The 12,673-nt window shown below is 71.4% G+C and carries 13 protein-coding genes; 3 read left to right on the forward strand and 10 right to left on the reverse strand.

All coding sequences use genetic code 11. The annotated features are described in order from the left end of the window. Position 1: 1 nt before the first annotated feature. The 3 genes from KBY90_RS04605 to KBY90_RS04615 form a co-directional block, all read right to left on the reverse strand. Complete coding sequence (locus KBY90_RS04605; protein WP_254967295.1) at positions 2-1,204, reverse strand: NAD-dependent epimerase/dehydratase family protein; 1,203 nt, start codon at positions 1,202-1,204, stop codon at positions 2-4. A 159-nt stretch (positions 1,205-1,363) separates the two neighbouring features. Continuing rightward, positions 1,364-1,534, reverse strand: a complete 171-nt coding sequence (gene psb34, locus KBY90_RS04610) for a photosystem II assembly protein Psb34 (protein ID WP_254967296.1) — start codon at positions 1,532-1,534, stop codon at positions 1,364-1,366. A 138-nt stretch (positions 1,535-1,672) separates the two neighbouring features. Further along, a complete protein-coding gene (locus tag KBY90_RS04615) occupies positions 1,673-2,506 on the reverse strand; it encodes a thiazole synthase (RefSeq protein WP_315858707.1) in 834 nt (277 codons plus the stop codon). A gap of 67 nt (positions 2,507-2,573) precedes the next feature. On the opposite strand from KBY90_RS04615, the gene KBY90_RS04620 reads away from it, so the two are divergent. Next, positions 2,574-3,203 carry a hypothetical protein gene (locus KBY90_RS04620; protein ID WP_254967297.1) on the forward strand — a complete coding sequence of 210 codons (630 nt, stop codon included), beginning with the start codon at positions 2,574-2,576 and terminating at the stop codon, positions 3,201-3,203. Positions 3,204-3,274: 71 nt separating this feature from the next. On the opposite strand, the gene KBY90_RS04625 is transcribed toward KBY90_RS04620, so the two are convergent. From KBY90_RS04625 to rpmI, 3 genes are read right to left on the reverse strand one after another with little or no spacing between them, the layout of a single operon-like run. Further along, on the reverse strand, positions 3,275-3,838 hold the full coding sequence (locus KBY90_RS04625) for a tetratricopeptide repeat protein (protein WP_254967298.1): 564 nt from the start codon (positions 3,836-3,838) through the stop codon (positions 3,275-3,277). A gap of 38 nt (positions 3,839-3,876) precedes the next feature. Continuing rightward, entirely contained in the window at positions 3,877-4,224 is a 348-nt protein-coding gene (rplT, locus tag KBY90_RS04630) for a 50S ribosomal protein L20 (protein ID WP_254967299.1), read from the reverse strand. 34 nt (positions 4,225-4,258) lie between these two features. Continuing rightward, positions 4,259-4,456 (reverse strand): 50S ribosomal protein L35, encoded by a 198-nt coding sequence (rpmI, locus tag KBY90_RS04635; RefSeq protein ID WP_254967300.1) that lies wholly within the window; start codon positions 4,454-4,456, stop codon positions 4,259-4,261. A 137-nt stretch (positions 4,457-4,593) separates the two neighbouring features. Here rpmI and KBY90_RS04640 point away from each other — a divergent pair, with 137 nt between their 5' ends. Continuing rightward, the gene (locus tag KBY90_RS04640) at positions 4,594-6,174 is read left to right on the forward strand and encodes a SpoIID/LytB domain-containing protein (RefSeq protein ID WP_254967301.1); all 1,581 of its coding nucleotides are present in this window, start codon (positions 4,594-4,596) and stop codon (positions 6,172-6,174) included. Between the two features lie 151 nt (positions 6,175-6,325). Then, positions 6,326-7,666: a glycosyltransferase family 2 protein gene (locus KBY90_RS04645; RefSeq protein WP_254967302.1), complete on the forward strand. Its 1,341-nt coding sequence runs from the start codon at positions 6,326-6,328 to the stop codon at positions 7,664-7,666. Positions 7,667-7,676: 10 nt separating this feature from the next. Here the strand turns inward: KBY90_RS04645 and KBY90_RS04650 are convergent, their stop codons facing one another. From KBY90_RS04650 to clpP, 4 genes are all read right to left on the reverse strand, one after another. Beyond that, entirely contained in the window at positions 7,677-9,590 is a 1,914-nt protein-coding gene (locus KBY90_RS04650) for a DNA polymerase III subunit gamma/tau (protein WP_254967303.1), read from the reverse strand. Positions 9,591-9,658: 68 nt separating this feature from the next. Beyond that, entirely contained in the window at positions 9,659-10,405 is a 747-nt protein-coding gene (locus KBY90_RS04655) for a lecithin retinol acyltransferase family protein (RefSeq protein WP_254967304.1), read from the reverse strand. Positions 10,406-10,411: 6 nt separating this feature from the next. After that, positions 10,412-11,773, reverse strand: a complete 1,362-nt coding sequence (clpX, locus tag KBY90_RS04660; protein ID WP_254967305.1) for an ATP-dependent protease ATP-binding subunit ClpX — start codon at positions 11,771-11,773, stop codon at positions 10,412-10,414. A gap of 174 nt (positions 11,774-11,947) precedes the next feature. After that, positions 11,948-12,571, reverse strand: a complete 624-nt coding sequence (clpP, locus tag KBY90_RS04665) for an ATP-dependent Clp endopeptidase proteolytic subunit ClpP (protein WP_254967376.1) — start codon at positions 12,569-12,571, stop codon at positions 11,948-11,950. Positions 12,572-12,673: the final 102 nt, after the last annotated feature.

Here is a 12,673-nt window from a genome sequence, read left to right on the forward strand (position 1 = left end):
GTCAGACGGTCGGAACGGCCTGGATGGCCTGGGCCTGCTTGCTGGTCCAGGCCGACTGGCAGGGGATGCGGCTGCGGTCGCAGCGGTCGGCCCAGCGGCGGGCCACATCCACCACCTCCGCCATCAGGCCGTCATCGAGGGTGGTGGGCTTGAGGCCCAGTTCGATGAAGCAGCGGTTGTCGACGATCAGGTCGTTCTCGATCGCCTCCTTGCGGGGATTGGGCAGATAGTTGATCGCGGCGCCGGTCAGGTCGGCCACCTTGCGGGCCAGTTCGCCCACCTGGTGGCTCTCGGTCATCTGATTGAAGATCTTCACCTTCTCGCCGGCGGTCGGCGGGTGCTCCAGGGCCAGCTGCACGCACTTCACCGAGTCGCGGATGTGGATGAAGGCGCGGGTCTGGCCGCCGGTGCCGTGCACGGTGAGCGGGTAGCCGATCGCCGCCTGCATCAGGAAGCGGTTGAGCACGGTGCCGTAGTCACCGTCGTAGTCGAAGCGGTTGGTGAGCCGGGGATCCCTTTCGGTGAGGGCAGTGTTGGTGCCCCAGACGATGCCCTGGTGCAGGTCGGTGACGCGGATGCCGTCGTTCTTGTTGTAGTAATAAAAGAGCAGCTGATCGAGCGTCTTGGTCATGTGATAGACGCTGCCGGGATCGGCCGGATGCAGGATCTTCTCGGTGAAGCGGCTGCCGTCGGGCTGGGGCACCTCCACCGTGAGATAGCCCTCGGGGATGGTGGCGCCGCGGTGGGAGCCGTAGCCGTAGACCCCCATCGTGCCCAGGTGCACGATGTGCACATCCAGGCCGCTCTCCACGATCGCCGCCAGCAGGTTGTGGGTGCCGTTGACGTTGTTGTCGACCGTGTAGCGCTTGGTGGCGCTGCTCTTCATCGAGTAGGGAGCGGCGCGCTGCTCGGCGAAGTGCACCACCGCATCGGGCCGCTCGCTGCGCAGCAGTTCCAGCAGCCGCTCGTACTCCCGGGCGATGTCGAGCTGCTCGAAGCGCATCGGTTTGCCGCCCACCTGCTCCCAGGCCCGCAGCCGCTCGCTGACGCTGGCGATCGGGGTGAGCGACTCGACCTCCAGGTCGATGTCGATCTTGCGCCGGCTGAGGTTGTCGGCGATCAGCACGTCATGGCCGGCGTCGGCCAGGTTGACGGCACAGGGCCAGCCGCAGAAACCGTCGCCACCGAGAACGAAGATCTTCATTGCCGAAACCCAGGTCTGACCATCCTGCACTGCGGATCATCCTCCTATGGGACGCTCCGGACGGGTATCCGGACGCCTTCGGAGACCCGTGGGCACCGGCGCGGGGGCAGGCCAGCCCAGGACTGCGACGCGCAAGCTACTACGGACTCTGGGCGGCTCCTAGTGGCTGATCCCCGCTGCGAGGACCACCAGCAGCGGCACCAGCACGGCCCCGGCGATGAGCAGGCCGCGGTTGCCGGCGGAGCGGGTCTCCCCCTCCTCCATCACCACCATCCGGGGCTCACGGGCGAAGGCGTTGAGTTTGCCGCCGTCTTCTTCGGTGACCTGCATGCCGCGGGCTGAGTACTTCCGCTCACCCTATGGAGGATCGGTGCCGGTGCCTGGGTGCAGGCACGCTTCTTCATGGAGACCCGGTTCATGCAGGCCGGGAGGGCATCGACACCGGCAGGTCCTGCCGCTGTGGTGCCGTCAGCTGCCCACGCGGTGGCTCGTGGGTGAGCTGGGGCTCGCTTCGCCCCGCACCGGCAGCCGCCCGGCCCGGAAGGCGGCCCGGCCGGCCTCGGTGGCCAGCGCCATCGCCCGGGCCATGGCGGGGGGATCGCCGGCCAGGGCGATGGCGCTGTTGATCAGCAGGGCGTCGGCGCCCATCTCCATCGCCTGGGCGGCCTCGCTGGGCACGCCCAGCCCGGCGTCCACCACCACCGGCACCCCCGCGTTCTCGATGATCAGGGCGATGTTGGCGGCGTTGCGGATGCCCTGGCCCGAGCCGATCGGCGAGCCCAGGGGCATCACCGTGGCGCAGCCGGCCTCCTCGAGGCGCTTGGCCAGCAGGGGGTCGGCGTTGATGTAGGGCAGCACGGTGAAGCCCTCCTTCACCAGCTGCTCGGCCGCCTCCAGGGTGCCGATCGGATCGGGCAGCAGGTGCCGGGTGTCCGGGATCACCTCCAGCTTGATGAACGTGTTGTCCTCCTGGCCCGCCAGCCTGGCCAGCTCCCGGCCCAGCCGCGCCACCCGCACGGCCTCCTCGGCGGTGGCGCAGCCGGCGGTGTTGGGCAGCATCCAGATCCGCGACCAGTCGATCGCCTCCATCAGCCCGATGTGACCGTCGGCTCCGCTCTGCACCCGCCGCACCGCCACCGTGACGATGTCGCAGGCGCTGGCAGCCAGGCTGGCCTGCATGGCCTCGATGCTGGGGTACTTGCCGGTGCCGGTCATCAGGCGGCTGCGGAAGCGGCGGCCGCCGATGACCAGCTCATCGGCCGCACCGGCGGGGGAGCCGGCGCTGGTGAAGGACGGGACCACGCTGACGGGGGCGATGGGTTGCGGACGGGCTCTAGCCTCCTACCAGATTCCCTGACCGGCCATTCCCGTGCCCACCGTTGCGTCCCCCGCCGCCGTTGCCCGTCGGCTGCTGGCGGTGCTGCCGCCCCTGGGCGCCGCGGCTCTCGTCTGTGCCGGCAGGGTTGCAGCCCAGGTGCCCCTCGGCTCCGATGCCTTCGGGGGCTTCCTGCCGTTCACGCCGCCGGGGGCCGCTGCTCCCGGCGCCGCCATGCCGCTGCCGGAGTCGGTGGAGACCTTCGATCCGGTGGCCCGGGCCCAGCTGCTGGCCCGGGATCTGCCACCGCTCTGGGTCGGCACCTACCAGGCCTTCGGAGCGGCCCAGAGCCAGCCCGTGCAGCTGCGGCTCACGGCCACCCGATCGATCGGCCAGATGGTCGATCTGCGCGGTGAGATGCGGATCGGGGAGCTGGTGACCGCGGTGCAGGGCAACCTCAATGCCCGCAGCGACCAGCTGGATCTGCTGCTGCTCAACCGGCAGAGCGCCGCCGGGCTGGAACCGGGCGGGGTGTTCACCGGACTGCAGGGTCTGTCCCTGTCCGGATGGCAGGCAGCACGGCTCACCAATCCCGGCGGGCGCCTGGACCTCCAGCCCGTGGAGCGTGCGCAGCCGGGGATGCCTGCCCTGGCTCCGGCGGCCCCGGTGCGCGGCCTCTGGTGAGGCGGCCTCTGGTGAGCTGGAGCAAGCGGTGATCGCACGGATCATCCCGGCGAACCTGTTGATGCGTTTGCCTAGTTGGCCCCTGAGGCGGGTGCCGCCGGGGTGCCGAGGGTGCGTTCCAGGCGCTGCAGTCGCTTGCGGGCGGTCCTGTTGCCGCTGTCCAGTTCCAGCACTCTGAGGTAAGTCTGCCGGGCTTCCTCGAGGTTGATCTGCTTCTCGAGGGCGTAAGCCAGGTTGTTGAGGGCCACCGGGTAATCCGGCTTGGCCTCCAGGGCGGAGCGGTAGTGGCGGATGGCAGCCTTGTAATTGTTCTGGGCCGCCAGGGCGAAGCCCAGGGCGTTCTCGATCAGGGCCAGGGCTTCGGCGGGGTCCTGGCCGGCCTGCGCCTGTTTGAGGGCCAGTTTCAGGTTGTCCGCGGCCTGGCCGTAGAGCCGCTTGCGCAGTTGCACGGAAGCGAGCTGGTACAGGCTGGCAGCGTCGTCGCTCCCGCCGCTGCCGTCGCCGCCACGCTCCAGGCGCGAGAGCGTGACCTCATCGCGGCGCACGCGCCAGATCTGGCGGCCGACCAGCACTGCCGCCACGCCCAGCAGGAGAACGAGGCCGATCAGGTAGGCCTGGGGAAGGAGAGTGTCCAAGGACCGGCCGGCGATCTGAGATGGGTTGTCGGCAGCCGTCAGCTCTTGGCGGCGCCGGCCACGGTGCTGAAGCTGCCGGGGTCGACCACGGCCAGCTGGGCCAGCATCTTGCGGTTGAGGCGCACGTCGGCCTTCTTCAGGCCGCCCATCAGCCGGCTGTAGCTGAGGCCGTTGATGCGGGCGGCGGCGTTGATCCGGGCGATCCAGAGGCGGCGGAAGTCACGCTTGCGGCGGCGCCGGTCGCGGTAGGCGTTGCAGAGCGCCTTCATCACCCGCTGGTTGGCGGTGCGGAAGAGGCTGCCGTTGCCGCCGCGGAAACCCCGGGCGAGACGCAGGATCTTCTGACGACGCTTGCGGGCAACGTTGCCCCTCTTGACGCGGGCCATGGCAGGGAATCAGGTGATGGGAAAGGGAGGGAACTCAGGCGTAGGGGAGCATGGCGCTCACGTTGTCGGCATCCCGCTCGTCGACGACGGCCATCGTTCCCAGATAGCGCTTGCGCTTGGCGCTCTTGTGATCGAGCAGGTGATTGCGGAAGGCGTGGCGGCGGGTGAACTTGCCGCTGCCGGTGACCTTGAACCGCTTGGCGGCAGCCCGGCGGGTCTTGAGCTTCGGCATCTCTCCTGACGCTGGCACAAACGAAAAGCCTACGACGTCACCCGACGTCACCCTCGACCCCGTCCAGCCGCTCTCCGCTCTCGCCTGCCTCAGGATTGGGGCGCTTCCCCCCCCGCTCCTCCGCTTCGCCCTCCGCCATGCCCAGGCCGCGACCCGCCGCATTCGCCATCCCCGAGCGCCTCTCGCCCGTGCTCCTGGGACTGCCGCTGCTGCTGGCCGGAGGCTGCCGGGCCGCGTCGCTGCCGCCGCAGGCGGAGACGGCCGCCCTGCACTGGCCGGTGCCTGCCCCGCCGGCGCTGGATGCCGCCAATCCGGTGCTGTGGGTGGCCCTCGCCTCCCGACTGCGCGCCACCCAGCCGGTCGAACTGCGCAGTGCCCAGGGGCTGCTCACCCTCGTGGCCCCGGACGGCGCCCGCTACCAGTCGCCGAGCCTCGTGCTGCACTGGCGCGAGGAGCCGGTGCAGCCTCCCGTGCGCATCAGCCGCCAGGTGCTGGGTCCCTTCGCCAGCTACGAGAGTGCCGCCGAGGCGGCCGCCCGCTGGCGCCAGGCCGGCGCGGCGCCCGTGATCGGCTACCCCCGCGACTGGGAGGTGTGGGCGGCGGCCGATGCCCCCGTTCCGCCCGACCTCGGTCCGGCCCGGCAGGTGGAGCAGCTGATCGAGCGGCGGGCGGTGCTGGAGCTCCGCCGGGAGGCCGGGCCCGTGACGCTCAGCTCAGGGATGACGCTGGAGGCCCCCGGCGGCCTGCGCTGGCAGGGCGGTGTCTTTGCCGGGCCGTTCCGGCTCCTGCCCGACGCCCATGGCGGCTGGAGTCTTGTGGAGGCCGTGCCCCTGGAGCGCTATCTCCAGGGTGTGGTGCCCCACGAGATCGGTGCCGGTTCGCCGCCGGTCGCCCTGGCGGCCCAGGCGGTGCTGGCCCGCACCTGGGCCCTGAGCAACCTGCAGCGCTTCGCGGTGGACGGCTACCACCTCTGCGCTGACGTTCAGTGCCAGGTGTATGCCGACCCCCGCACGGCGGGCGCGGCGGTGCGGCAGGCCATCGACAGCACCCGCCACCAGGTGCTCACCTGGCAGGGCCGGCCGATCCATGCCGTGTACCACGCCACCAACGGCGGCGTGTCGGCGGGGTTCGAGGAGGTGTGGAGCGGTGTGCCGCTGCCCTACCTCAGGCCCCGGGTCGACGCCGGCAGTGCCCTGCAGGAGCGCTTCCCGCTGCCCCTGGCCCCGTCCCAGGTGGCTCCACTGCTCGGCACGCCGGGCTTCCACGGCGCCGACCACCCCCGGTTCCGCTGGACCCGCACCCTCGATGCGGCGCAGATCCATGAGGCCCTGAAGTCCCGCAATCCCCAGCTCGGCACGCCCGAGCGGGTGAGCGTGCTGGAACGGGGCCCGAGCGGCCGGGTGCTGGCCCTGGAGATCGCCGGGGCCCCTGTCGGTGGGGACAGCGGATCCAGCCGCGTGGTGCTGCGGCTCGACGCCATCCGCCGCACCTTCAGGCAGCTGCCGAGCACGCTGTTCCTGGTGGACCCCCAGGGTCCCGGGCGCTGGCGCTTCGTGGGCGGGGGGTTCGGCCATGGCGCCGGCCTCTCGCAGGCCGGCGCCATCGATCTCGCGCGCCGCGGCTGGGGCCTGCAGCGGATCCTCGATCACTACTACCCCGGCACCCAGCTGCTGCCCCTGACGGCCCTGGGCGCCGGCTTCACCGGAGAGGGCCCCTAAAGTCCGCATTAATGATGGGTTCGCCATGACTGCCGACGCCCATGTCACGGACCCTGCCGCCGCCCCCTCTCATGGCAGTCATGGCAACCATGGCAACTCCCGGCACGGTGACGCCCTGTCCAGTGACCCTCAGCCCAGTGACGTGCCGGTCATGACCAGTCCGGCCAGCGATCGCCGCCGTGGCAAGTCGGCCCTGCTCGTGCTGATCTGCGGCTGTGCCGGTCTCGGCCCCCACTGGCTCGAGCCGGGCGTGCGGCTGCTGCCGGCGATCGGCATGGCGCTCTTCCTGGGGGGCTACAGCATCCGCACGGTGCTGGTGCCGGCACTCTCCGGTACCTGGCCCGCCGTCGGTTCCCAGCGCGGCGCGGCCTCTGCCGCGTCCCTGTCGGCGGGGGAGTCGCTGCCGGCCGTGGATGTGGTGGTCGCCGCCCGCGACGAGCAGGCCGTGATCGCCCGCCTGGTGGAGCGCATCGCCGCCCTGCGCTACCCCCTGCAGCAGCTGCGCCTCTGGGTGGTGGATGACGGCAGCGGCGACCGCACGCCCCAGGTGCTCGAGGAGCTGCGCCGCCGGCACCGGTTCCTGCAGGTGCTGAGGCGGGAGCCGGATGCCGGCGGCGGCAAGTCCGGTGCCCTCAATCTGGCGCTCCAGCAGCTGCGCGCCCCCTGGATGCTCGTGCTCGACGCCGATGCCGATCTCCAGCCCGACACCCTGGAGCGGCTGATCCCGATGGCGGAGGCGGGAGGCTGGGGGGCCGTGCAGCTGCGCAAGGCCGTGGCCAATCCCGAGGCGAACTGGCTCACCCGGGCCCAGGCCATGGAGATGGTGCTCGATGCGGTGGTGCAGGAGGGCCGCCAGATCCATGGCGGCGTGGTGGAGCTGCGCGGCAACGGGCAGTTGCTGCGGCGTGAGGCCCTGTTGGCTGCCGGGGGCTTCAACGAGGCCACCGTCACCGATGACCTCGACCTCAGCACCCGTCTGCTGCTGCAGGGCCAGCCGATGGCCATCGTCTGGGATCCGCCGGTGGGGGAGGAGGCCGTGCTCAGCCTGCGGGCCCTGTGGCGGCAGCGGCAGCGCTGGGCCGAAGGCGGGCTGCAGCGTTTCCTCGACTACACCCCCGGTCTGCTCTCCCCCCGTCTGAGCGCTGCCCTGAAGCTGGATCTCGGCTGCTTCTTCCTGCTGCAGTACGTGCTGCCGATGGTGGCCGCCGCCGATCTGCTCGGGGCCCTCCTCACCCGCAGCCTGCCCACCATCTGGCCCCTCTCGTTCGTGGCCTTCAGCCTCTCGGGGGTGTCGATCGTGGCGGGCTGCCGGCGCCGGGGCGAGGGCCCGCCCTTGCCGGCCATCGGGCCCCTCAATCTCGCCCTGGGACTCCTCTATCTGGGGCACTGGTTCCTGGTGATCCCCTGGACAACCCTGCGCATGGCCCTTCTGCCCAAGCGCCTGGTGTGGGCCAAGACCCTCCACCTCGGGGAGGATCCCGCCGCCGCCTGAGGCCATGCCCTCAGGCGGCCGTGGGGGTCGTCCGGGACGGGCCGTCCCCGTCGCCGCCCACAGGCGGCAGGGCGTCATCGAGGGGGCCGTCGAAATCGATCACCTCTCCGTTGAAGAATTCCGCCAGCCGGCGGGCCTGCTGATCGAGCGCCGTGGCTGTTGGCGCTGGTGCTGGTGCTGGCGCAGGTGCAGGGGAGGGGGTGGTGGTGGCGGCCGGTGCGGGAGTGGGGGCCGGGAGCGGTGCGGGTGAAGGCGGCGGCACCGGCGGCGGCGTTGCGCTCGGTTGTCGCTGCCCGGTCGGTTGCTGGCGGGCCGGGCTGGCTTGCGGGGGAGCTGCGGCAGGGGCTGCGGGGGTGGGCGCGGCCGCCGGCGTCGCGCCGCTGGTGGGCGGGGTGTCCAGGCCGGCCTGGAGCACCAGCTGGCGCGGACTGCCCAGTGTCCGGGCGATCGCCTGCTCCACCAGCGCCTGGCGGGTCTGCACCATGGCCATCCAGGTGCCGGCCACCTGAACCACTGCCTGGCGCTCGTCCAGCCGCACCAGCCGCGCCTGCTGGGTGAGCAGCATGCGCGTGGAGGGCAGCTCCAGGCCGGCCAGGATGCGCTGCCACAGGTCGCTCAGGCTCGGCGTCTCCCCGGCACCATCGCCATCGCGGCCGGCCCCGGCAACGGACTCACCCGCAACGGGCTGATTCGCAATGGGTTGAGGCGCACCGGACCGGGCCGCTGCAGCCTGAACCGGGGGCTCCTCCGCGGATGGAGCGGCGGCAGGGGCCTGGACTGGAGCTGGCCGGGCTGCGGTCGGGACCGGGGCGGCGGCGCCGGCCGCTGCGGTCTCGGCCAGCAGTCCCAGCAGCAGCACCTCCAGCCAGAGGCGCGGGTTGACGCTGTGGCGCAGCTGCTGTTCGCTGCCGCGCAGCTGGGCCTGCCAGCTCAGCAGCCGGGCCTTGCCGATGGCGCGGGCGAGCTCCGGCAGCTGCCCGCGCAGCTGGGGCGACACGCCGGTGAGTTCGAGCCGTTCGGGAGCCACCCCCGCCAGCACCAGATCGCGCAGCAGGCTCACCAGACCCTGCAGCACCGCAGCGGGCTCCCGGCCCCGCTCCAGCAGCGCGCGGGAGGTTTCCAGCACGGCCACCGGTTCAGCGTCGGCCAGGGCCCGGGCCAGCTCCAGCAGCTCCTGCTCGGGCACGGCTCCCAGCAGATCCCACACCGCCGCGGCTTCGATCGGCGCCGGCAGCAGGCTGAGCTGATCGAGCAGGCTTTCGGCGTCGCGCAGGCCGCCCTGGGCCCGCTGGGCCACCACCAGCAGAGCCTCGGGGGTGATCGCGATCTGTTCCTGTTCGGCGATCCAGGCCAGGTGCCGCTCCAGGGGCTCCAGCGGAATGCGGCGGAAATCGAAGCGCTGGCAGCGGCTGAGGATCGTGGGCAGCACCCGCTGCGGGTCGGTGGTGGCCAGCACGAACACCACCCGCGGCGGCGGTTCCTCCAGGGTCTTGAGCAGGGCGTTGAAGGCGGCGGTGGAGAGCATGTGGCACTCGTCCACCACGTACACCTTCCAGCGGGCCTGCACGGGCGCGAAGCGCGAGCGTTCGATCAGCTCGCGGATGTTGTCCACGCCGGTGTTGGAGGCGGCGTCGATCTCGATCACATCGAGGGCGTTGCCGGCGGCGATGGAGGTGCAGAGCTCGCAGACGCCGCAGGGCTCGAGTGTGGGCCCGTCGGAGCCGATGCAGTTGAGCGAGCGGGCCAGGATGCGGGCGCTGGAGGTCTTGCCGGTGCCGCGCGGGCCGCTGAACAGATAGGCCGGCGCGATCCGCCCGGTGCGCAGGGCGTTGCCCAGGGTGGCGCTGATCGCCTCCTGGCCCACCAGCTGGTCGAAGCGCTGGGGCCGGTACTTGTGGTGCAGCGGCTGGTAGGCCTGGGACATGCGGGGCAGCGGCGCGCGGTGGCTGCCTCGGGGAGGCGAGGGGTCAGACCAACGAGGCTACCGGGACCTCACGGCTCCATCGGCGGGCCGGAGGGCCCGGGCAGACCCGCCGCCGCCTCGTCCGGCCCCCCACCCCCGCCCGGCTCCAGCAGCCCGTGGGGCGTGTTCTGTCCCTCCAGCAGCCTCTGCAGCCGGCTCTCCAGGGCATCCTCCAGGTCCTCCACCTCCGCCAGCTGGTCGGCGAGCCTCTGGGCGGCCCGGCGCAGGCTCTCGAACTGGCCCTGTCCCCAGCGGGACTCCGCCCTGGCCAGCTGTTCATCCAGCCGCGCCTGCAGGGTGCGGTGCAGCTGCTCCAGCTGCCGCAGGCTGCGCCGCACCAGCTCGAGGCCCTCATCCAGCGGCACCCCCTGACGCAGCAGCGCGCGGGCTCCGGCCAGCACCGCGGCGGGCAGCCACTGGCCGAGCGCCAGGGCGCCGAGGCTGCCGGTGTGCAGCCAGCCCTCCACCTGGCCGCTGCGGTGCCGGCCGGTCTTGCACCAGTGGGCGAAGTGCTCGCAGTTGTTGAACAGCAGGTTGTAGTTCTGCTCCCCCAGGCGGCCCATGGCCCGCCTCAGGGTCACGCCGGTGGGTGAACAGCCGCCCTTGGGATACACCACCACGCTCACCGGTTCGTGGCGGCTGAAGTCGTCCTGGGAACTGCGCAGGATCTCGCGGCCCTCGAGGTAGTGGGCCACGGTGCCGTCACCCAGGTCGATGCCGTGGTGGTTGAAGAGGCCGTGCTGGCGGGGAACCTGCAGGTGGTCGGCGGCGGCCAAGGAGGATCAGGCGCTGGCCTGCTGGATCGCTTCCATGCTGCCGCTCAGGGGCACCACCTGGGCCCGGCTGCGCTTCTCCACCAGGTCGCGGGTGATCGTGAAGCTCTTCACATCCGTGCGGGAGGGCAGCTCGTACATCAGGTCGAGCATCAGCTCCTCGACGATGCCGCGCAGGGCCCGGGCCCCGGTCTTGCGGCGATGGGCCTCGCTGGCGATCGCCTCGATGGCCTCGGGCTCGAACTCCAGGGCCACGTCGTCCATGCTCAGCAGCGTCTGGAACTGCTTCACCAGGGCGTCCCGGGGTTCGGTGAGGATCGCCTGCAGCGCCTCGGTGTCGAGGGGCTCCAGCACGGCACTCACCGGCAGGCGGCCGATGAACTCGGGGATCAGGCCGTACTTCACCAGATCCTCGGGCTGCAGGTGGCGCAGCACCTCGGTGGCCTGCCGCTCACGGGGCTGCCGCGGGCGGCTGCTGCCGTCGGGACTGATGAAGCCGATGGCGTTGCGGCCCAGACGCCGCTGCACCACGTCCTCCAGGCCCACGAAGGCACCGCCGCAGATGAACAGGATCTGGCTGGTGTCGATCTGGATGCAGTCCTGGTAGGGATGCTTGCGGCCGCCCTGGGGGGGCACGTTGGCCACCGTGCCCTCCAGCATCTTCAGCAGCGCCTGCTGCACCCCCTCACCGGACACGTCGCGGGTGATCGAGGGGTTCTCGCTCTTGCGCGCGATCTTGTCGATCTCGTCGATGTAGATGATGCCCCGCTGGGCCTGCTCCACGTCCAGATCGGCCTTCTGCAGCAGCCGCAGCAGGATGTTCTCCACGTCCTCCCCCACGTAGCCCGCCTCGGTGAGGGTGGTGGCGTCGGCCACGGCGAAGGGCACCTCCAGGCGCTCGGCCAGGGTCTGGGCCAGCAGGGTCTTGCCGCAGCCGGTGGGGCCGATCAGCAGGATGTTGCTCTTGTGCAGGCGGGTGGCGGTGTCGGCGGCTTCGCCGTTGCCGTCGCCCTGCCAGGCGAGCCGCTTGTAGTGGTTGTAGACGGCCACCGAGAGCGCCTTCTTGGCCTCGTCCTGGCCCACCACCTGGAGATCGAGATAGGCCTTGATCTCCTGGGGCTTGGGCACCTGGGCCAGGGTCGGGGCCGGCTTGGAGGGTTTGCGGGCGGGCGGCTTGCCGCGGCCGTGGCTGTGGCTGCCGCCGCCGCCGCCGTGGCCGTGGCCATCCACCAGCTCCTCATCGAGGATCTCGTTGCAGAGATCGATGCACTCGTCGCAGATGTAGACGCCCGGCCCGGCGATCAGCTTGCGCACCTGGTCCTGCGACTTGCCGCAGAACGAACACTTCAGGTGGGCGTCGAACTTGGCCATTGGGTGAGGGAGCCGGAGAGGTGAGCCCGGACGGGCTGGGGCGCTGGGTCGGGCGGTGGAGTGGAGGGGAACTCCGCGGGAGTCCCAAGGACCAGGATTGCCCCGATCGCCGGCTTCGTCAGCCGTCCTTAAGGATCACCTCCGGGACCAGGCCAGGAAAGGACCGGTCCTGATTCAGGCCGGGGCGGCCAGGGAGGCGGCCGCGGCTCCGGTGTCGGTCACCACCCGGTCGATGAGGCCGTATTCAACCGCTTCGGCCGGGGAAAGGAAGTAGTCCCGGTCGGTGTCTTCAGCGATCTTCTCCAGCGGCTGGCCGGTGTGCTCCGCCAGCAGACCGTTGAGGGTGTCCTTGAGGAAGAGGATCTCCCGGGCCTGGATCTCGATGTCCACGGCCTGGCCCTGGGCGCCACCGAGCGGCTGGTGGATCATGATCCGCGCGTTGGGCAGGGCGAGGCGCTTGCCCCTGGTGCCGCCGGAGAGCAGGAACGCCCCCATGGAGGCGGCCACGCCGTAGCAGATGGTGACGACATCCGGCGCCACCTGCTGCATGGTGTCGTAGATGGCCAGGCCGGCCGTCACCGAACCGCCCGGGGAGTTGAGGTAGATCTGGATGTCCTTCTCCGGGTCCTCGGCCTCCAGGAACAGGAGCTGGGCCACCACCGCGTCGGCCACGGCGTCGTCGATGCCGGTGCCCAGGAAGATGATCCGCTCGCGCAGCAGGCGGGAATAGATGTCGAAGGCACGCTCGCCCTTGCCGGACTGCTCGACCACGGTGGGCAGCACGCCGGGGGCGGCCATCGGCCGGCCCGTGATCGCCTGAGGCGGCGCCCCTGCCCAGCGGCTGTGGACCGGGTGGGGGCACAGGGCGGTGGGCTCGGGGATCAGCGGGTAGGCGTCGAT

This window comes from Cyanobium sp. CH-040 (genome assembly GCF_024346135.1).
GTDB lineage: Bacteria > Cyanobacteriota > Cyanobacteriia > PCC-6307 > Cyanobiaceae > NIES-981.